Below are 21,266 nucleotides of genomic sequence, written 5' to 3'. Positions count from 1 at the left end.
CGTGCGCCGCGGGACCACAAGCGCCGGCACGCGCCTGCCCACTCCCCCTGAGACCGTGTCAGGACGGGTGGCGCCGGCGTTGGACCGGCATCGCCCCGCTGCCGGAGGAGCTGCCCGTGCCCGTACCTGCACCCGTACCCGTACCCGAACCCGAGCGTGAGCCGTCCGAGCCGTCCGAGCCGTCCGAGCCGTCCGAGCCGTCCGAGCCGAATGATCCGCGCGAGTCGTACGAACCGGACGAGACACACGACGCGCACGAGCCGCGTGAGGCGCGTGAGCCGCGCGACCTGTCCGTTCCGTACGAGTCTCCGGAAGCGCACGAGCCGAGCGGGCAGCCCTCGCCGGAGCAGGTGCGGGCGTACTACGCGGACCGCCCGTCCCCGCTGGTCGCGGCCACCGGGATCGTCCTGGACGATTCGGGCCGGGTGCTGCTGCTGACCCCCTCCTACAAGGAGGGGCTGGAGCTGCCCGGCGGAACGGTGGAGGACACCGAGACCCCGGAGGAGGGGCTCGCCCGGGAGCTGAAGGAGGAACTCGGTCTGAGCGTGCCCGTGGGGCGGCTGCTGGCCGTGGACTCGCGGGCGCCGGGTGTGCTGGGCCGGTCCCTGGTCGCGCACGTGCACCTGGTCGGACCGCTGTCGGCGGAGCAGAGCGCGGCGATCTCCTACGCGGACGGCGAGGTGACCGAGGCGCACTGGCACACGCCGGAGGAGGCGTTCCGGCTGCTGCCGGAGCGGATCGCGCCACGGCTGCGGGCCGGGCTGGCCGCGCTGTACGCGGGGTCGATCGCCCACCTCGTCAACGGGGTGCCGCAGGCGGGCTCACCCGCCGCACTCGATCCGGCGCGGCGGGCCGCGCTGGAACACGCGAACGCCCTGGACTCGGCCAGTCACCGGGCCAACCGGCCCAAGTCCTTCACCGCCGCCCACATGCTGTGCACCGACCAGTCCGGCCGGGTCCTGCTGGTGCAGCCCGCCTACGGTGCGGCCGGCCGGTGGCACCTGCCGGGCGGCGGGGTGGACAGCGACCTCGGGGAGAGCCCGCGCGACGCGGCGAGGCGGGAGGTACGGGAGGAGCTGGGCCTGGAGCTCGAGCCGGGCCGGCTGCTGGCGGTGAACTGGGCGAGCCATGCGCCGTATCCGGCCCGGGTGGCGTTCGCCTTCGACGGCGGGATGCTCGACGCGAACACCCTCGCCTCGATCCGGCTGCCTCCGGCAGAGCTGAGGGAGTGGCGGCTGGCGGGCCAGGAGGAGCTGCGGGACCTGCTCCGGCCCAAACTGCGGCGGCGGGTCGAGGCCTGCCTGACGGCGCTGCGCGAGGGCACGGGACCGCTGGAGCTGTACGCGGGCCGGCCGTGGTCCCCGCCCGGTGCCGGCGCGGGTGGTCGGAAGTGAACGGCGCGACGGCCGCGCTGCTCGCCGAGGCGTACGCGCTGACCCCGCAGGCTGTCGAGCCGGGCCCCTCCGGCACCGCGACCGTGAACCACATCGTGACCGATTCCGGCGGGCGCCGCTGGTTCGTCAAGGCGTATCCGCCCGGGGCCGATCTGGCGGCCGAACAACAGGCCCTGGAACTGGGCCGGTTCGCGGGCCGGGCCGGGGTGCCGGTGCCGGAGGTACGGGCGGCCGCCGACGGCCGGCTGATCGCGCAGCGACCGGGGGGCCCGCTCTCATCGGCCGCGGTCTCCGTCTCCGCCTACGTGGAGGGCGCCGAGACGGCGGAGGGGGGCCTGCACGGCGGCCGTTGGGCCGCGGTCGGCGAAACCCTGGCCCGGCTGCACACGGCACTCGCCCGCCACCCGGCCGGCCGCCCGCGGTCCGCCCCGCCCACCGCCGTGTACGACCCGCCGGCGAAGCGGGCCCGGCTGCGCCGGCTGATCGGCCGCTACGAGGAACAGCCGCGCGAGGGCTTCGAGGGCTGGGCGCTGGCCACCGCCCGGGACCGGCTCGCCCTGCTGCCCCGGATCGACGCACTGGCCGCCGCCCTGCCGGCCCGGCTGACCGTCCAGGCCGTACACGGCGACCTGGCCTCCCCCAACCTGCTGCTGCGCGGGGAACGGGTGGCCGCCGTCATCGACTTCCGTCCGCCCCGCCCGCGGGCGGCGGCCTGGGAGATCGCCCGCATCGGCTGCGACCCCCGGACGGTGGTCACCCGCGAGGACTGGCCCGCCGGCCTGGCCCGCCTGACCGCCGCCTACCGATCGGCCCGCCCGGACTTCCCGCTCGCCGAACTGGCCGCCGTACCGCGGATCGCCCTGTGCGCGCTGGCCGGGTCGGCGTACCCGCTGGGCGAACCCCTGGATCACCCGGAGTCCGTGACCCGGCCCCTGCGGACCTATGCGCTGCACCGGGACCGGGCGATCGGGCTGCTGCTGGAGCGGCTGGCGGAGGCGGAGGGGGAGGTGGTGCGGGCGCTGGGGCCGGGGTCAGCCGGCGGGGCACACGGGGCCGACTGACGGGTCTGGGAGGTATCCCTTCCGTTCCTGCGGGGTGAAGTCGCGGTTGACGGCACGACAGATCTTCTGGATGGCTTCGGCAGGCTTGAGGAAGACGACGTCCCACAGCCGCACCGTGGTGTCGAAGTTGCCGGCTGCGAGGATGCGTCCGTCAGGGCTGAACGCCACTGCATGCACCGAAGCGACCTGCGGCACGGTGACGCGGGTCTTGCCGGTGTTCACATCCCACAGCCGAACGTAGAAGTCGAGACTGCCGGTGGCCAGGGTGCCCCCGTCCGGACTGAACGCCACCGAACTCACCGAGTGCCAGTGGCCCGTCAGGGTGGCGCGGTTCGCTCCGGTGTCCACGTCCCACAGCCAAACGGTCATGTCGCTGCTGGCAGTGGCGAGAGTACGTCCATCAGGGCTGAACACCAGCGACCACACGAAGTCGGCGTGGCCGGTCAGGGGGGCGACGCGGAGCTTGCCGGTGTCCACGTTCAACAGCCGCACGGTGTTGTCGTCGCTGCCGACTGCGAGGGTGCGCCCATCGGGGCTGAACGCCACCGCGGTCACCGCGTCGGTGAAGTCCTTCAGGGTGGCACGCGGCTTGCCGGTGTCCACGTTCCACAACCGCACGGTCTTGTCGTCGCTGCCGGTGGCAAGGATGCGTCCATTGGGGCTGAACGCCACCGAACGCACCGTGTCAGTGTGGTCTTTCAGGACGGCAAGGGGCTTGCCGGTGTCCACATCCCACAACCGCACGGTCTTGTCGTAACTGCCGGTGGCAAGGATGCGCCCGTCGGGGCTGAAATCCACCGAGGCCACCCCGATGGTGTGGCCTTTGAGGATGGCACGGGTCTTGCCGGTGTCCACATCCCACAACCGCACGGTCTTGTCGCTGCTGCCGGTGGCAAGGGTGCGTGCATCGGCACTGAACGCCACCGAGGACAGCAGCTCCGTGTGGCCCGTCAGGATTGTGTGCTTCCCTCCAGTGGCCACGTTCCACAACCGCACGGTCTTGTCGTCGCTGCCGGTGGCAAGGGTGCGTCCATCGGCACTGAACGCCACTGAATGCACCGTTCCCGTGTGGCCGGGCAGGTAGGCGCGGTACACCCCGGTGGCCGCGTCCCACAGGCCCACCGTGTTGTCGAAGCTGCCGGTGGCAAGGGTACTCCCGTCGGGACTGAAGGCCACCGCCCTCACCCCCTCGTCGTGGCCTGACATGGCGTCGCCGCGGGGCTTGCCGGTGTCCACATCCCACAGCTGCGCGGTCGTGTCCTCGCTGCCGGTGGCGAGGGTGCCTCCATCGGGACTGAACGCCACGGAAAACACCCTGTCGGTGTGGCCCGTGAGCTTGGCGCGCTCCGCTCCGGTGGCCGCGTCCCACAGCCGCGCGATGCCGTCCTCGCTGCCGGTGGCGAGGGTGCGTCCATTGGGACTGAACGCCACCGAGACCACCCCGGCGGCAGCGTCGAGGGGGGTGCGGCTCTTGAGGGTGGCCATGTCCCACAGCCGCACGGTCTTGTCGCTGCTGCCGGTGGCGAGGGTGCTTCCGTCAGGGCTGAACGCCACCGACCACACCAGGTGGGTATGGTCCTTCAGGGTGGCGCGGGGCTTGCCGGTATCCACGTCCCACAGCCGCACGGTCTTGTCGTGGCTGCCGGTGGCGAGGGTGCTCCCGTCGGGGCTGAACGCCGCCGAGGTCACCGCGTTGGTGTGGCCTTTCAGGATCCTGCGGGGTTTGCTGGTGGCCACGTCCCACAATCGCACGGTCTTGTCATCGCCACCCGTGGCAAGAGTGTGTCCATCAGGACTGAATACCGCCAGCCGCACCCCCTTGCTGTGGCCGGTCAAGCGCCGCTGCAGCGGGAGAGCGGCAGCGTTCCGCAGGCCTTCGACGGCCTCGGGATTGGGGCTGGTGCGGTAGGCCTGGATGGCCAGCAGCGAGGCAAGGTCGGGGTTTGCGTCGATGAGCGTGGTGGACCGGGCGACGAGCTCACGGGACAGGGCTGCCTGTCGCTGATCGATGGCCGTCCGCCACTGCCAGACGGCTCCTCCCACGGCGACGAGCGCGAGGACGAGCAGGCCGGCCAGGATCGCGTTGAGGCGTCGGCTGCGCCGGATGGCGGCCTGCTGGTGTTCCTTGCTGGCGGCGAGGAAGGCGGCGATATCGGCCGGCAGCCGGCGTTGCTGCGACCATTCGAGGCCTTCTGCCAGTGCTGTTCCCCCGAGCAGGTCTCCCGGATCGTTCCCCTCGGCCCATCGGGCCCGCTGTTCGAGGGTGTGGGCGAGCCACTCATAAAAGTGGTGGTCCTGACGGACCCATTCACGCAGGGTGCCCCAGTCGCGGATGAGGGCGTCATGGATCAGTTCGGCCACCGGCTGCGCGGGAGCGGTGTCGCGAACCAGGGAGATGTGGGGTGTGTGGGTGGTGATGATGCGGTGACGCGTGAGGGCGGCGAGGACGTCGTCGATGTCTTCGCCGTTATCAGGCTCACCGCTCACGTCGGCCGCCATTTCGCGCAGGTCCTCCAGGGGGACCTGCTCGCGGATGGCGGGGATGTTGTGGCGCGTGTCGGCCGGTCGCACCAGGGAGGTCAGGATGCGCTGGGCGATGGGGCGGTGGTCGGGGGGCAGCTGGTTGAGGGCCGTGTCGCACCACGTGGTCAGGCTGCCCGTGACTCCGCCGATGCGCCGGTACGCGTCGTGGGTGAGGTATCCGTCGTGGCGCCTCTGCCACAGCTGGCTGAGGGTCAGCTCCAGCAGGGGAAGGACGGTGACGGGCGCCCGGCGGGCCGCGCCCCCCTCGGGGGTGGTGGCCAGGACGTCGGCGATGATCTGCTCCGGCAGGCCCTGCTCGAAGTGGGCGCCCGCCTTCCGGGCGGGCAGGGTGATGATGTCGTGCAGGTCGTCCTGGCTGAGGGTGCCCGGCATGTTGAGGAGTCCCGGCATCGCCACTTCCAGCAGCTTGGGCGCCAGGGCCGCCTGCCGGGGGTAGAAGTCGTCGCGCATGATGAGGATCACGCTGAGCTCGGCGTGTGAGGTGACCGCCTTGGTGATCTGGTCCGTAGCGGCCAGGCGGCGCTCCCACTGGCCGTCGGCCGAGGGCTGGGTGAGGAGTTCTTCGAACTGGTCGATGATCAGTACGAGGCGCCGGCAGTCGGGTTCGGCCGCGAGTCTGCGGGTAACTGCTGCGGTGATCCCGTCGCTGCCGGCTCCGGGCAGTCCGGCGCGCTCGAGTTCGGCCAGCAGGTCCTGCCTCGGCCGGGTGAGTACGGGCAACCACGTGTCACTGCCGGGTAGTTCGCCCGCCGCCAGCGCGGGCAGGACGCCCGCCTGGATCAGGGAGGATTTGCCGGATCCGGAGGGCCCGAGCAGCAGCGTCACCCGCTGCTGATCGGCGAGGTTCGCCAGTACCTGCCGCACCGCGTCCTTCCGCCCCTCGAACCACTGGGCGTGTTCGGCGGTGAACGACTCCAGTCCCCGGTAGGGGCACAGGTCCTGCTCGGTGAGTTCGGGGCGGATGGCCCGCAGCACCTGGGTCGGCGTGACATAGGCGATCCCCTGTCCCCGTTCGTGCTCGTCGGGGGCGGTGATCTCGGTGAGCATGCCGATGACCAGGCCCGTCACCTCGTCGACGACCGGCCCGCCGCTGAAGCCGGTGGTCAGGTCGTTCGCGGCGGTCAACTGCAGGTGGCTGCCCCGGTTCTCGGTGGCCGGGATCAGATCGCCGGCCACACCGAATCCGAAGTGCCCGCCCGGCGGGGCCTGGACGGGGAACCCGAACGAGCGCACCTGGTGGCCCCGGCAGCCGGCCGCGGAGCCCAAGGGCAGCGGATCCGCACCGGCCGGGCTTGCGCTGAGGCGCATGACGGCCACGTCCTCGCCCTCGGGGGGACGCCACGCGTCGTCCAGGACGAGCCCTTCGATCCTGGGCACACCATCCACGTGCGGAAAGACCAGTTGCACGGTTTCACCGGGGCCGGATCCGGCGGCCAGGACCACGTGCGCACACGTGACCAGAATTCCCTCCGCAACCAGGAAGCCGGCTCCGGCCACCTGGTCGTCCGGTCCGAGGATTTGGGCCACGGCCGCCAGCAGCGCCGAGCCGCGGTCACCGTTCCGGGCCTTTCCGGGGACGCTCATCGGGTCAGCCCGGATTCTCGCCCGCACCGGAGCTGCCGGGAGGGTTCTTCGTCCACATTGCGGTCACCTTCAAGTGGCTGTTGGCGCTGCTCTTGGTGATGACGGCCCCGGCCTCGACCGCGAGGTCGACACCGAACTCGACGGTGATCCCGTCCGGGCCGGCCTTGCGCAACTGGTCGAGCGTGGCGCGCGCCGCCTCGGCGACCGAGCCCAAGGCCGCTTGCAGGGTCCCCGGCAGCTCGTGGATGGCATCGCTGACGCGGCCCGCCTTGACCGGCCCTTCCACCGGGGCCGGAGCCTCCACGAGCAGAGAGCCGCCGCCTTCCAGCGGAATCCGGGCCAGCTGGGTCAAGGCTCCTCCTTCACGCGGCGCAGAGCCATGGTCCTGCAGTGATCGTCCTCGACGCCGGTGCGTGCCGCATCCGGGGTGGGCCGTACGTATGAGGGCCGGCCAACTCCCGTGTCCGGCAGCTCATTTCCCAATGGAATTCGCCAATTGTGGCGCGCCGCAAGGCGCGATGCCGCAGCCCTCCCACAGGCGCGGGAATTCATGTCCGATTCACCCCTTTATGGGGGCACAAAATACATTCTGAGAATTGATCAGTGATACCGGTCATACTGCGGAATTCATCTCTTGTTCCGACACCTCCGGGTCGCTTACGGTCACCGCAATCCCGATGGGTCACACGAATACCTGAGGAATTGCGCCATGCCCGGAAAAGGTAAGCACCGCCGCCCCAAGAACAACCCGCTCTCCCGTGGATTCCTCGTCGCGGGGACGGGCGGCGCCGCCCTGGTCCTGCCGTTCGTCGGCGCGACCGGCGCACAGGCGGTCACCCCGGCGGCCGCCCCGGCTGCTGCGCCGACCACCGCACCGGCCGCCGCGCCGGTGAAGGCCACGACCACCTACACCGTGGCGGCGGGCGACACCCTTTCCGAGATCGCTGCAACGCATTCCGTCAGCGGCGGCTGGAAGAAGCTCTACGAGAACAACCGCGCGGTGATCGGCAACAACCCGTCGCTGATCCGCCCCGGCGCCAAGCTCACCCTGGACGCCCGGGCGGCCGAGCCCGCCCGCGCCGACCGTACGAAGCGCAGCGCGACGCTCTACCCGAACACCCTCGACGGCTGGATCAAGGAATCCCTGGCGATCATGGCCGACAAGGGCATTCCGGGCACGTACGACGGAATTCACCGGAACGTCATGCGCGAATCCAGCGGCAACCCGCTGGCGATCAACAACTGGGACATCAACGCCAAGAACGGTGTCCCCAGCAAGGGCCTGCTGCAGGTCATCCTGCCGACCTTCAAGGCGTACCACGTCGCGGGCACCAAGTTCGACCAGTACGACCCGGTCGCCAACATCGTCGCCGCCTGCAACTACGCGGCCGACCGCTACGGCTCGATCGACAACGTGAACGGGCCCTACTAGGCCGAGGCCGCGAGGGGACCCGCCGGGCCGGGCAGGGCCGGGCGGGTCCAGCGGACTCAGGCAGGCCCAGCGGGCCCAGGCAGGCCCAGCGGGCCCAGCGGGCTCAGACGGCGCCCATCAGGCGGGTGAACTCCTCGGGGTCCGCCGTGAAGCCGTGGACCGCCGCACGGAGGCTCCAGATGCCGGAGGCGTCGCGGACGAACTCGGCGACGGTGGCCGCCGAGGCGGCCGCCAGGCCCGCGAAATCGTCCTGGACCAGGTCGGTGTAGCCCTCCCGGATACGGAGGGCAGTGCCCGGAATGTCCCCGAAGGTCCGGGTGCCGTCACTGCCCTGGATGACCACGCCGACCACCACCCGCCCCAGCGCCTCGCTCATCCGGTCGAGCTCGAGGACCATCACCTCGTCGAAGCCGAAGCCCTGGCCGGTCCGGCTGTCCCGGCTGAGGGTGATGGTGCCGTCGGGTGCCCGGTTGCCGAAGTGCACCAGGTGGACGGGAGCGCCGCGGAGGCCGTCCGCGGCGTACACCGCGGCGACGATGTCGAGGTCGTTGGCCGGAGCACCGGCCGGGCTCGGGTCCCACTTCAGCGCGACCTCGACCCTGGCCAGTCCTTTGCGTACACCGCTCATCGAACTTCCCCTCCTTGACCGGGTGTTCCACCCTACTCCTGTGCCGGCAGCACCACGACGCCGTCCTCGTCCGCGTACAGGCCGTCGCCCGGCCGGAACGTGACCTCCCCGAAGGAGACCGGCTCGTCGACGGTGCCGGCGCCGGTCTTGCCGCTCTTCCGCGGAACCGTGCCGAGCGCCATGACCCCGATGTCGAGCCGGCCGAGGGCCGCGCTGTCCCGCACGGCCCCGTGGATGATCAGCCCGGCCCAGCCGTTCCGCTCGGCCGCGCCCGCGAGGAGGTCGCCGACCAGGGCGGTACGGAGCGAGCCGCGCCCGTCCACCACCAGGACCGCGCCCTCGCCCGGCGTGTGCACCAGCTCCCTCAGCAGCGCGTTGTCCTCGTGGCAGGACACCGTCCGCACCGGCCCGGCGAACATGCGGCGGCCGCCGATGCCGCGGAACGGGACGGTGCAGATGGCGAGCCGCTCGCCGTACTCGTCGTACAGGTCGGCGGTGGGGGTCGGGGTGACGGGGGCGACGGTCATGGCGGCGGCTCTCTGTTCCGATGGGGCCCTCGGAGCTCTCGGAGCTCCCTGAGCTGCCGGGGCTCTCGGAGCTCCGAGGGACGGTTCACGATCAGCCGGACCAATATCTCAGCATCGCCGGCGGTCCTCGACGAGGGTGCCCTGCGCGGTGCCGACGGTCCGGTCGTAGCAGCCGGCGGTGCCGTACCGGCGGTACCGCTCGGAGCTGGTGCCGACCGCGTGCCGCTGGTCGCGGGGGACGCCGGTGGTGTAGGTGGCGTCGCCGGTGTAGCTGTGGTCGAGGCGCTCTACGGAGGTCCGGCGGCCGTCGCGCAGGGCCAGGGTGTCCGCACGGTCGCCGAGGGCCAGGACGGTCCGGAGCCGGTCCCCGGCGCCGAGGGTGGTCTCGCCGTCCATGGTGTAGGTGCGCTGGGTGCGGGTGGTGTTCCGGCCGTGGGACACCGTCTCGTGGTCGGTCCAGGTCGCGGTCAGCGCGTCCCGGGTCTCGCCGTCCGTCCAACGGTGGACGGAGGTGTGGGCGAGGGTGCGGGTGACGGTGGTGGCGATCCGGCCGCGGGAGGTGTCCAGGTATCCGCCGACCGTCAGCGTCCGGCCGGCCCGGGTGTCCAGGCGGTGCTCCGGACCGGCCGCGTACTCCGAGGAGTTGGCCGGATCGCTCGCTTCGTGCCGGGTCAGGGCGCCGGTGACGACGGCCCGCGCCTCGTCCTGCCACAGCAGTACGTTGACGGGGGTGCTCCAGCCGGTCTGCCCGGCGGGCACGCCGCCCACGGAGACCTCGATCCGGTGCGGGCGACCGTCGTTGAGGAGTCCGGCGAAGGGCGTGAGGTCGTAGACCACCGGCTGTACGTCGAGGGCCCGGGGTGCGGGGGTGACGTACCAGAGGAAGGGGTTGGACCAGCCGCCGGTCCAGACGGTGGGGAAGGGCGCGGCGATGCCGGCGAGCCGGCCGTCCACGGCGATCCGCACCTCCCGGTGGGGGCCGTCGGCCGCCTTGCAGGAGTACGGGGCCCGGTCCGGCACGGTCAGGTACCAGTACTCCTCGCAGCCGCCGCCGGAGCCGGTGGCGTACACCTCGGCCAGGATGCGTTCGGTGTTGCGCGGGGTGGTGAGGGTGTTGTCGGTGAGCGGGAGCACCCGGTCCGGGGTGACGGACGACGGGGTGGTGGCCGTCGCGGTGGCGGACGTCGCGGTGGCGGCTTCGGCCGGGTAGAGGGTCAGGGTGACCTTGACGTCGATGACGCCGGTGTAGGTCTCGTTGACCACGTTGCCGATGAGCATCTCGACGGGCTGCGGCCGGCTCAGGGTGTCGCGGTAGCGGGTGACGTCCTTCTCCACCGACCAGGTGATGCCGTCGGGCGAGGGCTGCGGGGTGGAGGTGCGGAGGATTTCGACACCGCCGACGGTGAGGTTGCCGAGCCGGTCGTACTGGCGGCCCTTGACCTTCCCGTCGAGCCGCAGGACGGCCTTGGTCCAGTGGCTGCCGCAGTCGGCGGGCGGCGTGTAACTCCCCCGGTACGGGGTGAAGTCGCGGAACTGCGCCTCGGCGAGGGTGAGGGTGCAGGACCGGGTCGCGGGCCTGTCCACGGGCGGGGCGGCGGTGAGCGGGTCGTGCCAGTCACTGCCGAACTCGGGCGGGGGCGGGGTGGCCGCCGCGGCCGGAGTGCCGCTGCCGAGCAACGAGCCCGCGGCGAGCAGGAGTCCGCCGAGCAGGACCGTGATCCTCTGTCGTCTCATGGCCTCGCAGTGAAGCGCGGGGCGGGCCCCGACTGCCAGGTCCCGGGCAGCGAACTGGCCGGATCCCACCGGTGCCCGGCCGACGGCAGGTCCGGGTGGGCCGGGCCGGGCGGGCCGGGCCGGGCGGGCCGGGCCGGGCGGGCCGGGCGGGGTTCAGCGGTCGGCGATCCGCTCGTTGTACCTGTCCCACCACACGGCCCCGATCCCCGGGCATTCGGCCTCGGTGCGCTCCGCGAGGAAGGCCAGGTCGGTGCGCCGGTAGCGGGTGATCATCTGGGCCAGGGACATCTTGCTCTGGTCGGTGATGTCGATCCGGGCGCCGGCCCCGAGCAGGGCCCGGACGAGGTCCGGGGAGCCGCCGCCGTGCACGGCCGCGTAGAGCGGGGTGCGCAGCTGCTTGTCGTGGGCCTCCAGGTCGAGGCCGGCCGCGAGCAGCCGGGGCAGCAGCCGTTCGTGGTCGACGAGGTGCAGGAGGTGCAGGAGGGTGCGGCCGCCCGCCACGCGGACCCGCGGATCGAGGCCGGCGTCCAGCAGGGCGACCACCCCGGGGGTGTCGCCGTGCAGGGCGTGCTGGAGGAGGTCCTGCAGCTGGGCGCGCAGGGCGCGCGGCAGCCGGCCCTCCGTGCCGGTGAGGGCCTGCTGGACGGCGAAGCAGCCGGTGACGGCGCCGCCGAAGGCCCGCATCGCGCGCTCTCGTTGCTGTTCCTGCTCGGTGTGCGGCATGTCCGGCCGGCCGTCCCGGTAGCCGACCTCGTGCCAGCCGTCGCCGCAGCGGACCCGGACGGGGGCCGGGGCCGTCGGGGCGGGCGGGCCGTCGGCGGGGCCGGCCTCGGGGAACAGGGCGGCGGCGACCAGGGGGTGCAGTGCGCGGGGCGTGATCAGGCCGGCCCGGACCAGGGCCGGATCGGGCGGCCGCTGCCAGGCGTGGCCGGGGAGCGGGACCACGCCGTCCGGAAGGTTCCGGTGGGCGTACCCGATCCGTACGCCCGCGTCCGGGTGCGTGCCGGCGGGCTGCAGGAGCAGGTACATGCTCCCCGGAGTGGCGATGGCGAAGCGTTCGCCCGCTCCGGCTTCCGTCAGCCGGCGGACCTCCGGGCCGATCCGGTGCAGGCCTGCGCCGAGCCGGCCGAGGATCCATGCGGGCTCGGAATACCACGGCCGGCCGGGCGCGCCGCCGGGGTCGGGTTCGAACCCGGCCGCTTCCAAGGCCTCGGCCTCGTCTCCGCGGTCCTGGAGGACGGCGATCCATTCGGCGCGGCCGGCCGGGTCGGCGGGGCCCGGGTCCGCGGTGGGCAGTTCCCCGGGGGTGAGCGGGCGGCCGGCGGTGGTGAAGAACGGGAGCCGGCCGGGTCCTCCCGCGACCCGCTCCCGGAGTTCGGCGGTGTGCCCGGCGTGCCAGAGGTGCCGGGCCGCGGTCCAGTCCTCGAGGGGCGAGCGGAGCCGGCGCTGCCAGGTGTCGGGGCGGACCGGGCCGCAGCGCAGGGAGATCCGCTGCGGCCCGTGGGCCATCACCGGCAGTTCGGCGTACAGGTACGGGCCGGACGGGTCGGACGGGTCGGCGGGGCCGTCCGGTTCCCCGTACCGGGCGAGGAGCAGGATCCGGCAGGCCTGCAGGACGGTGCTGCCGCCGAGCATGCGCGGGGCGTGCCAGCGCAGCAGGTCCGGGGCGAGGTGCCGGAGGTCCTCGGCCAGCCGGGCCGCGACGGCCGTGCCGTACCGGTCGGCGACCTCCCCGGGGTCGAGGAGGGGGTCGACGTTGGCGGCCGTACAGGCGCCGCGCCAGTCTCCGGCGAGCCGGCGCCCTCCGGACTGTTCGATCATCCAGCGGGGTACCGCGTACCGGCGGATCCGCTGCCAGGACGAGGCGTCCTCGCGGGAGAGCCCGCCGGGCACGGTGTGCTGGTTCATCGGGGCCACTCCACCGGTTCTGGGCCGGTGTCCGGCGGCCGCTGCGGCAAAAGGTGGCAGGGCCGACCGGATTCGAACCGGCGTCCTCCAGCTCGCTGCGTTGGCGCGACGACCCCTGCGCTACGGCCCTGCTGCGGTGATCATAACGAGCGGGCCGGACGCCCCGGCCCGGAGGTCACCGGGTTCCCGCAGACCACCGGGTTCCCGCAGGTCACCGGGTTCCCGCAGACCACCGGGTTCCCGCAGACCACCGGGTTCCCGGAGGCCGCCGGTTCCCGGAGGCCTCCGGGTCGCGGGTCACCAGTTCCCGTCGGTGACCGGCTTCCCCGGCGGTACGTCGCCCAGCGGCTTGACCTGCCCCGGGACGGGCGGCACCCACGGGGTGTGGTCGTCGCCGAGCCAGTCGCCCACCGGCTTGACCTGGCCGAGGGTGTCGCTGGGGGCGAGGTCGGTGCCGTCCTGGTCGTAGTAGTCGAACCAGGGCAGTCCGGCCCGGGTGTACGCGGCCCGGTCGACCGGCGACGGCGGGGCCGGCTCGCCGGTGATCCGCTGCCACTCGGGCGGGGTGACCAGGTGGACGAAGACCCGGCCGGCGGGGGTGTCCGACCAGTCGGAAAGCGGTCGGTCGTCCTGGAACACCTCCTGCTTCATGGTTCCGCCGACGCCCAGGCCCATCGCGGCGGGCGCGGCCGGGGCGGGCCCGCCGGGCGGCGGCACGGCCATCGGGGCGCCACCGTAGCCGCCCGGTGCCATGGGAGCCATGGGCGCCATCGCCGGCATGGGCACGGGGCCGCCGCCCGGCACGAGACCGCCCGGACCGCCGGGGGCCCCGGCGGCCCCGGCGGCCCCGGGGGCACCACCGGGGGCGCCGTACGCCGCGCGGGCCCGGGCCCGCCGCTCCTCCTCCAGGGCCGCCAGCCGGCGCTGCTCCTCCCGCCACTCACCGAGCCGGGCCTCGGACAGCGGGAAGGCCTGGAGCTGTACCCCGCCGGTGGTCTCCTCGCCGGTGACCTGGCCCTCCACGGTGGCGCCCAGCCCCAGCGGCACGGCGACGAACTGGCGGACGGTGCCGGTGCCGGAGTTGATGCCGTCCAGCCACGGCTGCCGGGGCAGCACCACGTAGTTCTGGGGGCGACGGGCCAGCCGACCGGTCCACCGCTCCCCCGACACGGCGCACACCTTGCCCACGCCGATCTGGAGGGCGGCGGGCTCCCGGCTGCCGGTGAAGCTCAGCCACATCGCTTCCCGCAGATACACCGGCAGGATCACGCCACCGCGCTCCCGCCATTCCTGCGGCACCGGGCCGGGGCAGTCCTCGATCCGCCGCAGCGGGAACTCGCCGATGCCGGGCGGCAGCGGGTGCGTACCCGACTCCGGCAGCCGCAATGTCCGGATGAACCTGACTTGCACCCCTCCGCCCAACAGCAGGGCGTTCCCCTCGATCCGTACGGAACCCGCCATCCCCGACCCTCCGCTCCCCGCCCGCCACGACCGAAGGATTTTCAGCCGAACCGGATCGTTATCCTCAAGTTTTCCTCAGAACTAGTGACGCTGCGCGCATGGCCTTTCTAGCTTCCTCACGAGCCCCGTTCGTTCGAAGAGAGTCCATGATGAAGGTTTCCAAGGCCGGTGCGGTCGCCGCAGTGACCGTACTCGTCCTGACCGCCTCCGGGTGCGGTGATGACGCCGCCGACAAGCCCAAGCTCTCCATCGGGGTGAAATTCGACCAGCCCGGACTGGGTCTGCGGGAGCCCGGCGGCCGGTTCTCCGGCTTCGACGTGGACGTGGCCCGCTACGTCGCCAAGGAGCTCGGCTACGCGCCGGACCGGATCGAGTTCAAGCAGGTCTTCAGCTCCGACCGGGAGCTCATGCTCCAGTACAACGAGGTCGAGTTCGTCGTCGCCAGCTACTCGATCAACGAGAAGCGCAAGGCCCAGGTGGACTTCGCGGGCCCGTACTTCGTGGCCCACCAGGACCTGCTGCTGCGTACCTCGGAAACCGGCATCAACAAGGCGGAGGACCTGAACTCCAAGACCCTCTGCTCGGTCACCGGCTCCACCTCCGCCGAGAACGTCCGGACCAAGCTGGCCCCGAAGGCGCACGTCACGGAGGTCGGCGGGTACTCCGAGTGCATCACCGCGCTCAAGGAGAGCGTGCTGGACGCGATGACCACGGACAACGCGATCCTCGCCGGGTACGCCGCCCAGAACGTCAACCAGGGCAAGTTCAAGCTGGCCGGCCTGAGCCTGAGCAACGAGAAGTACGGGATCGGTGTGAAGAAGGGCGACACCGAACTCCAGACGAAGATCAACGCGGCGCTGCGCAAGATGGTCAAGGACGGTTCCTGGGAGAAGTTCGTCAAGGACAACTTCGGTGCGGCGAACTTCAAGCACGAGCCGGCTCCGGAGATCACCGAGGGCCGCTGATCGGCTTCCCGGCCCCGGGGGCCTCGGCCCTGACCGGGGCCGCTCCGGCCGGCTCCTGGCCGGAGCCGGGGTTCGGCCCCGGGCCCGGGTCAGCGGTCGCGGCCGGCGCGATCGACGAGGGCGGTGAACTCGCTCCAGGACAACCGCGGCGGCCGCTCGTCCCACACCTTCTGGGCCAGCGCGGCCAGCGGCATCCGGATGCCGGCCGCCACCTGGGCCTGGGTCTGGGCGCCGGCCAGGTCGCACCAGACGGCGAGCCGGGCCCCGAGGATCTGCCCCTGGTAGCGGGCCGGCACCGGGGTGGTGCCGCGCAGCACCAACGGGGTCCACTGCTCGTAGATCCGGCGGCCGGTCGGGTAGGTGAACTGGTTCGGCTCGCCGAGCACGTAGTACAGGTACTCGTCGTTGAGGTTGACGACCTTCCGGCCCTCGGTCAGATAGCCGAGGGGCGGCCGGGCGCCGATCTCCTTGCCGGTCCAGTACTCGGCCTGGATGTCGCGGGCGGGGCGGGCGATTCCGCCGGTGAAGAAGCCGTCGTTCCAGGCATGGAGCTGTTTGCCGGACGGCCGCACCACGTCCGCGCGGTCGTTGAGCCAGCCCGTCGCCAGGTCCTGCACCTTCGCCCCGGCCCCGTACCGCTGCCGGGCGGCGGCTGCGAGCTGCGGGAAGGACGCCTCGGGGTTGCTGCGGACCAGGGCCTGGTACTCGTCCGCGCCCAGGTGCCAGGCTCCGGCGGGGAACAGCGGCAGGTACTCGCGGAGCAGTTCGTCGACCAGCCGGGCCGCGGCCGGGTTCGAAATGTCCACCGCCCCCTGCACGGCCCGGCCGTTCACGTCGCGCAGCTGTAGCTGCGGGTGGGCCCGCAGGACCGCGCCCAGGTGGCCGGGCGAGTCGATCTCGGGGACCACGGCGATGTGCAGGCTTTCGGCGAGCGCCACGATCCGGCGGACCTCGGCCTTGCTGAGGTGCGGGTTGGAGACGATCTCCGGGTGGGTGGTGGACTCGATCCGGAAGGCCTGGTCGTCGGAGAAGTGCAGGCCGAGCTGGTTGAGCTTGAGGTCGGCCATCTCGCGCAGCCGGTTCTCGATCCAGTCGGGGGTGAAGTTCTTGCGGGCGATGTCGAGGTTGAGGCCGCGCTGGGGTTTGGCGGGCCGGTCCTTGACCGTGCCCTCGCCGACGGAACCTTCGGTCCGTACGGCCTGTTTGAGGGTGCGGGTGCCGTAGAAGACGCCCGCCTCGTCCGGTCCGGTGATCCGGACCTGCCCGTCGCGCACGGCCAGGGTGTACGACTCGGGAGTGCCGGAACTCTTTGCGCCGAGGGCGAGTTGGACGTCGCCCCGGTTCGGGCCGGCGGTTCCGGCGTAGCCGAGCCCGATCTCGCGGGCGAGCAGCCGGCCCTCGTCGGCCAGGCCCGGGCTCTTCGCGTCGACCACGACCCGGGCGCCCTCGGCGGGCCGCCAGCCGGGGCCGCGGGCCGGGGTGTGCTCCCGCACCGCGGGCACCGTGTCCGGGGCGGTGGACAGCTGGTAGCCGGCCGTCGGCGAGGGGGTGGGGGCCTGCGCCGGGGAGGCGGCAGCGTCCGCGGTGGCGGGCGGGATAGCGGGCGAGGGGGCGGTGGCCGGGCTGGGGACGGCGGGACTGCGGCCGTCGTCCGGGCCGGCGCCACTGCTGCAGCCGGGGACGGCGAGGGTGAGCACCGCGGCGACGGTTGCCGTCGCGATGACGTGGTTCTTCCTGTGCTTCCTGAGCTGCCGCATCATCATGCACCCGTGTTCCCCCGTACCAACGTCCCACGCGGGGCCGGGCGGCGCGACCCGGCCGCACGTGGGACGGCCCCGGCGGCGCGGCGCGGCGGCCTCAGCCGAGGGCGGTGAGAGCGGCGGCCGCGAAGCCGTGGTCCTCGGCGGGGGCGCCGCCGCCGACGCCGACGGCGCCGATCAGCCGGCCGTCGCGGTGGACGGGCAGTCCGCCGGCGATGAAGAGCAGCGGGCGGTCCAGGGCGGTGGGCAGGGTGTGGAAGGGGCCGCCGGGCTGGACGGCGTCGACGAGGTCGGCTGTGGGGGCGTTCAGCTGGAGGGCGGTGAAGGCCTTGCGGGTGCTGGTCTCGCCGGAGATCAGCACCGCCCGGTCGTCGCGCCGGAAGGCCAGCAGGTGGCCGCCCGCGTCGAGGACGGTGACGCTGACCGGGACTCCGGCCTGCCCGGCGGCGGTGGTGGCGGCCGCGACGAGGAGGTCGGCGTCCTCGGTGGTCAGCGGCACGACGGCGGTGGCGGTGCGGGACATGGGGTGGTTCTCCTTCTGGGGGATCGGGGTGGGGATCAGTGCCGGGCGGCGGCTGCGACGGGGACGGTCCGGCCGGCCGGGGCGGGTGCTCCGGCGACGAACCGGCCGGTGCGGTGGCCCGTACGGCGTTCCAGGGCGCCGGAGAGCACGGCGAGGGCGAGCGCGGAGGCGGCGAGGGCGGCGCCGACCCAGTTGGGGGCGGTCCAGCCGAGGCCGGCGGCGATGACCAGTCCGCCGAGCCAGGCGGCGAGGGCGTTGCCGAGGTTGAAGGCGCCGATGTTCACGGCGGAGGCCAGGGTGGGGGCGCCGGCGGCCTGGTCGAGGACCCGCTTCTGGAGCGGCGGCACGGTGGCGAAGCCGAGGGCACCGATGAGGAAGAGGGTGACGGCGGCACCGGCCTTGGTGTGGGCGGTGACGGTGAAGAGGGCGAGGGCCAGGGTGAGGGCGCCGAGCGAGCCGTACAGCATGGGCATCAGGGCGCGGTCGGCGAACCGGCCGCCGACCAGGTTGCCGGCCACCATGCCGAGTCCGAGCAGGACCAGCAGCCAGGTGACGGAGGTGTCGGCGAAGCCGGCCACGTTGGTCATCATCGGGGTGATGTAGGTGATGGCGGCGAAGACCCCGCCGAAGCCGAGGACGGTCATCGCCATGGCGAGCAGCACCTGGACGTTGCGGAAGGCGGCCAGCTCGTGGCGGATCCGGACGCCTTCGGGGCGGGGCAGGTCGGGCACCAGGCGGGCGATGCCGAGCAGTCCGAGCACGCCGAGGGCGGCGACGAGCAGGAAGGTGACGCGCCAGCCGAGGGTCTGGCCGACGAGGGTGCCGAGGGGGACGCCGACCACGTTGGCCACGGTCAGGCCGGTGAACATCATGGCGATGGCGCCGGCCTTCTTCTCGGGGGCGACGAGCTCGGCGGCGACCACCGCGCCGATGCCGAAGAAGGCTCCGTGGGCGAGGGAGGCGAGGACCCGGCCGGTGAGCATGACGCCGAAGGCGGGGGCCAGTGCGGAGAGCAGGTTGCCGGCGATGAAGAAGCCCATCAGCAGCATCAGCATGCGCTTGCGGGGGATGCGGGTGCCGAGGACGGTCATCAGCGGGGCCCCGAGGACCACGCCGAGTGCGTAGCCGGTGACCAGGAAGCCGGCGGTGGGGATGGAGACGCCGTAGCCGGCGGCGACCTCGGGGAGGAGGCCCATGATGACGAACTCGGTGGTGCCGATGCCGAAGGCGCCGATGGCGAGGGCGAGGAGTGCGAGGGGCATGAGGGGGTCCTTGGCGGGGGCCGGGCCGAACGGTGGGGGCCGGGCCGTGGGGGCGGGGACGGTCGGGAGCCGCGGAGCCGGGAAATGTTTGCTGCCGCGGCTTACGTGCGGCCACATTAATTGCAGACGCGGGATAATTGCAAGCGCGGGCTATCGCGGATGTGGCCTATCCTGGAGTCGTCACTTGAGTCATCAGGTGCCAGGTGCCAGGTGCCGCAGCAGAGGAGATCGCCCCATGACGGCCACGGACAGCGCGCTGACCGCCCTCTCCCAGGGCTGGTGCGCCCTCTCCCTCCTGCACGGCCGGATCGAGGCCCACATCGAGCGGGCGCTGCAGGCCGGACACGGGCTGAGCGTGCGCGAGTACTCCCTGCTGGACGTACTGAGCCAGCAGCACGACGGGCCGGGCGGGCACCTGCAGATGAAGCAGGTCGCCGACGCGGTGGTGCTCAGCCAGAGTGCGACGACCCGGCTGGTGACCCGGCTGGAGGAGCGCGGCCTGCTGGCCCGCTACCTGTGCCCGACGGACCGCCGGGGCATCTACACCGATGTGAGCGAGGCCGGGCTGGCACTCCTGGCCGCCGCCCGCCCCACGAACAACGCGGCCCTGCGCGAGGCCCTGGACTCGGCCGCCCGGAACCCGGAACTCGCACCCCTGGTCGCGGCGGTGGAACAGCTCAAGGCCCGGGCCTGAGGCAGACCCCCTACGGCATGGCGCTGGGAGGGATGCTGGGAGTCGAGCTCGGGGCGGGGGAAGTGGCCGGGGGCCAGGCCGGGGAGGGGGTTGCCGTCGGCGGCGTGGACTCGGCCGGGGTCGGGCGGGCGCTGCCGGGGTCCGGGCCCGGCGTGGCCGGGCCGCTGATCTCCGGCGGGGCCGCGGGCGGCAACGGGCGCGGCTTCTGGTCCGGGGCCGCGAGCAGCAGGTATCCGGCCACGGCGGCGGCCGTGGCCGCGGGCAGGGCCAGCGGCAGGAGCAGGCGGCGCCACCGGATCACCGGGAGCCGGCGCAGGTGCGGGCCGGGCGGGTCGGCGGGGCGCAGGTCCCGGACGGTCACGGCGTCCGCGCGGGCCGCGAACGCCTTCCGCAGCCGCCGCTCGATGTCCGTGGCCTCTTCCGTCTCCGTCATACCCGTCCCTCAAGGATCCGTTCCAGCGCGTCCAGCGCCCGGCTGGCGTTCGACTTGACCGCGCCCCGGCTTATCCCGAGGGTGTCGGCGATCTCCGCCTCGCTGAGCTCGGCCCAGTAGCGCAGGACCAGCACCTGGCGGCGGCGCGGGGTGAGCCGGCCGAGCGCGGCGAGCACCTCGCGGTGTGCCTCGTCGAGGACCACGTGCTCCTCGGCGGAGGGCACGTCGGCCGGGGCGGGCGGGGTCCAGGCCCGCGCGGTCCGGCGGCGGCGCAGCACCGACCGGGAGGTGTTCACGACGGCGGTCCGCAGGTAGCCGAGCGCGTTGTCCACCTCGGTGATGTGCTCGCCGTGGCGGCGGTAGAGGGCGGTGAAGGCGTCCTGGACCACGTCCTCGGCGGTGGCCAGGTCATCGACGAGCAGCACGGCCAGCCGGACCATGCGGAGCCGGTGCGCGTGGTAGAGCTCGCTGACGGTGGGCGGGCGCAGGGGGTCCCCGGCCGGGCCCGGGGCGTACGCGTGGGCCTGCGGGTGGTCGTACGGCGGCCGGGGCGCGGGCGGCCCCGCCGTCGCGAGCCGCTCCCGGCGCAGCAGGCGGTCCGCGAGCCCGCGCAGCAGGGTGCGCACGCCGAAGGCACCGCCGAGCCGCGCCCGGTCGAAACCGGGCGCGGCGGGGCGGAGCGGCAGTGCGGGGTGAGGCACGAGGCTCCTCGGGTGGGGCACGTCAGCTCTGGGTGCGACGCCGTACGGCGTAGAGCGCGCCGGCGCCGATGGCCACCAGCCCGGCGGCGCCCGCGCCCAGCATGGCGTTGGTCGCGTCCGCCCCAGTATGCGCGAGCTCGGGGGCGGCACTCGGGTCGGCCGCGGTCGGGCCGGTCGGCGGGACGCTGGTCGCCGGGGTGGGGGCCTCGGAGGGCGGCGAGCTGGGGGTGGCGGTGGGCGGCACGCTGGGGGCGGGGGTCGGGGCGACGCTCGTTCCGGCGGACGGCTTCTCGGACGGTATGGCGGTCGGCGCGGCCGAAGGCACCGCGGACGGGGCCGCCGAAGGCACCGCGGACGGGGCCGCCGAAGGCACCGCGGACGGGGCCGCCGAAGGCACCGCGGACGGGGCCGCCGAGGGCGTGGCGGAGGGGCCGTCCGCCCAGGCCGGAGCGGCCAGGGCAGCCAGCACTCCGACGGTGGCGAGGGTCACGCCGGCACGCTTCAGGTTCTTCACGTTTGTTCTCCCGAGTCGGGTCGAGGGCACGGAACTGCGCCCTTCACCCCCGCACGACGCGCGACCTCCCCGGAGGTTGCCGCCGTTCCCGAAATTTTCTCGGGCAGTTTCCGGGCGCGGCTCGCGCCGGGATCCCGTACC

18 protein-coding genes and 1 tRNA gene are annotated in these 21,266 nt (G+C 73.2%); 5 read left to right on the top strand and 14 right to left on the bottom strand.

Annotated elements, in window-relative coordinates:
* The first annotated feature begins 116 nt into the window (after positions 1-116).
* Together AB0447_RS01700 and AB0447_RS01695 are read left to right on the top strand one after the other, a co-directional pair.
* A complete protein-coding gene (locus AB0447_RS01700) occupies positions 117-1,394 on the top strand; it encodes an NUDIX hydrolase (RefSeq protein ID WP_366474408.1) in 1,278 nt (425 codons plus the stop codon).
* Positions 1,391-2,455 carry a phosphotransferase gene (locus tag AB0447_RS01695; protein WP_366474407.1) on the top strand — a complete coding sequence of 355 codons (1,065 nt, stop codon included), beginning with the start codon at positions 1,391-1,393 and terminating at the stop codon, positions 2,453-2,455. Before AB0447_RS01700 ends, AB0447_RS01695 begins: the two co-directional genes overlap by 4 nt.
* Here AB0447_RS01695 and AB0447_RS01690 read toward each other — a convergent pair.
* Both AB0447_RS01690 and AB0447_RS01685 read right to left on the bottom strand, forming a co-directional pair.
* On the bottom strand, positions 2,426-6,583 hold the full coding sequence (locus AB0447_RS01690; RefSeq protein WP_366474406.1) for a trypsin-like peptidase domain-containing protein: 4,158 nt from the start codon (positions 6,581-6,583) through the stop codon (positions 2,426-2,428). The genes AB0447_RS01695 and AB0447_RS01690 overlap by 30 nt on opposite strands.
* 4 nt (positions 6,584-6,587) lie before the next feature.
* A complete protein-coding gene (locus AB0447_RS01685; protein ID WP_366474405.1) occupies positions 6,588-6,935 on the bottom strand; it encodes a CU044_2847 family protein in 348 nt (115 codons plus the stop codon).
* Between the two features lie 357 nt (positions 6,936-7,292).
* Here AB0447_RS01685 and AB0447_RS01680 point away from each other — a divergent pair, with 357 nt between their 5' ends.
* The gene (locus tag AB0447_RS01680; protein WP_366474404.1) at positions 7,293-8,015 is read left to right on the top strand and encodes a LysM peptidoglycan-binding domain-containing protein; all 723 of its coding nucleotides are present in this window, start codon (positions 7,293-7,295) and stop codon (positions 8,013-8,015) included.
* Between the two features lie 103 nt (positions 8,016-8,118).
* On the opposite strand, the gene AB0447_RS01675 is transcribed toward AB0447_RS01680, so the two are convergent.
* From AB0447_RS01675 to AB0447_RS01650, 6 genes are all read right to left on the bottom strand, one after another.
* Positions 8,119-8,643, bottom strand: coding sequence for a TerD family protein (locus tag AB0447_RS01675; protein WP_366474403.1), 525 nt, complete (start codon positions 8,641-8,643; stop codon positions 8,119-8,121).
* A gap of 32 nt (positions 8,644-8,675) precedes the next feature.
* On the bottom strand, positions 8,676-9,170 hold the full coding sequence (gene rraA / locus AB0447_RS01670; protein WP_366474401.1) for a ribonuclease E activity regulator RraA: 495 nt from the start codon (positions 9,168-9,170) through the stop codon (positions 8,676-8,678).
* Between the two features lie 108 nt (positions 9,171-9,278).
* A complete protein-coding gene (locus AB0447_RS01665) occupies positions 9,279-10,904 on the bottom strand; it encodes a peptide-N4-asparagine amidase (protein WP_366474400.1) in 1,626 nt (541 codons plus the stop codon).
* A gap of 153 nt (positions 10,905-11,057) precedes the next feature.
* Positions 11,058-12,812, bottom strand: a complete 1,755-nt coding sequence (locus AB0447_RS01660; protein WP_366474399.1) for an ankyrin repeat domain-containing protein — start codon at positions 12,810-12,812, stop codon at positions 11,058-11,060.
* 54 nt (positions 12,813-12,866) lie between these two features.
* Positions 12,867-12,942, bottom strand: a tRNA-Ala gene (locus AB0447_RS01655).
* A gap of 167 nt (positions 12,943-13,109) precedes the next feature.
* Positions 13,110-14,273 carry a hypothetical protein gene (locus tag AB0447_RS01650; RefSeq protein WP_366474398.1) on the bottom strand — a complete coding sequence of 388 codons (1,164 nt, stop codon included), beginning with the start codon at positions 14,271-14,273 and terminating at the stop codon, positions 13,110-13,112.
* A gap of 149 nt (positions 14,274-14,422) precedes the next feature.
* Between AB0447_RS01650 and AB0447_RS01645 the strand changes: the two genes are divergently transcribed.
* Complete coding sequence (locus AB0447_RS01645) at positions 14,423-15,238, top strand: glutamate ABC transporter substrate-binding protein (protein ID WP_366474667.1); 816 nt, start codon at positions 14,423-14,425, stop codon at positions 15,236-15,238.
* Between the two features lie 89 nt (positions 15,239-15,327).
* Here the strand turns inward: AB0447_RS01645 and AB0447_RS01640 are convergent, their stop codons facing one another.
* The 3 genes from AB0447_RS01640 to AB0447_RS01630 form a co-directional block, all read right to left on the bottom strand.
* A complete protein-coding gene (locus AB0447_RS01640) occupies positions 15,328-16,995 on the bottom strand; it encodes a glycoside hydrolase family 20 protein (protein WP_366474666.1) in 1,668 nt (555 codons plus the stop codon).
* Between the two features lie 100 nt (positions 16,996-17,095).
* Complete coding sequence (locus tag AB0447_RS01635) at positions 17,096-17,521, bottom strand: heme-binding protein (RefSeq protein ID WP_366474397.1); 426 nt, start codon at positions 17,519-17,521, stop codon at positions 17,096-17,098.
* A 35-nt stretch (positions 17,522-17,556) separates the two neighbouring features.
* On the bottom strand, positions 17,557-18,783 hold the full coding sequence (locus AB0447_RS01630; RefSeq protein ID WP_366474396.1) for an MFS transporter: 1,227 nt from the start codon (positions 18,781-18,783) through the stop codon (positions 17,557-17,559).
* Positions 18,784-19,018: 235 nt separating this feature from the next.
* Here AB0447_RS01630 and AB0447_RS01625 point away from each other — a divergent pair, with 235 nt between their 5' ends.
* On the top strand, positions 19,019-19,477 hold the full coding sequence (locus tag AB0447_RS01625; protein WP_366474395.1) for a MarR family transcriptional regulator: 459 nt from the start codon (positions 19,019-19,021) through the stop codon (positions 19,475-19,477).
* A gap of 10 nt (positions 19,478-19,487) precedes the next feature.
* On the opposite strand, the gene AB0447_RS01620 is transcribed toward AB0447_RS01625, so the two are convergent.
* Genes AB0447_RS01620 through AB0447_RS01610 form a run of 3 tightly spaced genes read right to left on the bottom strand, consistent with a single transcriptional unit; the run spans position 19,488 to position 21,125 of the window.
* Complete coding sequence (locus tag AB0447_RS01620) at positions 19,488-19,910, bottom strand: hypothetical protein (RefSeq protein ID WP_366474394.1); 423 nt, start codon at positions 19,908-19,910, stop codon at positions 19,488-19,490.
* Positions 19,907-20,611: a SigE family RNA polymerase sigma factor gene (locus AB0447_RS01615; protein WP_366474393.1), complete on the bottom strand. Its 705-nt coding sequence runs from the start codon at positions 20,609-20,611 to the stop codon at positions 19,907-19,909. The genes AB0447_RS01620 and AB0447_RS01615 overlap by 4 nt, the downstream gene beginning before the upstream one ends.
* A gap of 22 nt (positions 20,612-20,633) precedes the next feature.
* Positions 20,634-21,125 carry an LPXTG cell wall anchor domain-containing protein gene (locus tag AB0447_RS01610; protein WP_366474392.1) on the bottom strand — a complete coding sequence of 164 codons (492 nt, stop codon included), beginning with the start codon at positions 21,123-21,125 and terminating at the stop codon, positions 20,634-20,636.
* Between the last annotated feature and the right edge of the window lie 141 nt (positions 21,126-21,266).

This window comes from Streptomyces sp. NPDC051211 (assembly GCF_040689505.1).
Classification (GTDB): domain Bacteria; phylum Actinomycetota; class Actinomycetes; order Streptomycetales; family Streptomycetaceae; genus Streptomyces.
Note: the sequence above shows the minus strand (reverse complement) of the source record. Positions and strands in the feature narration are given on the sequence as shown.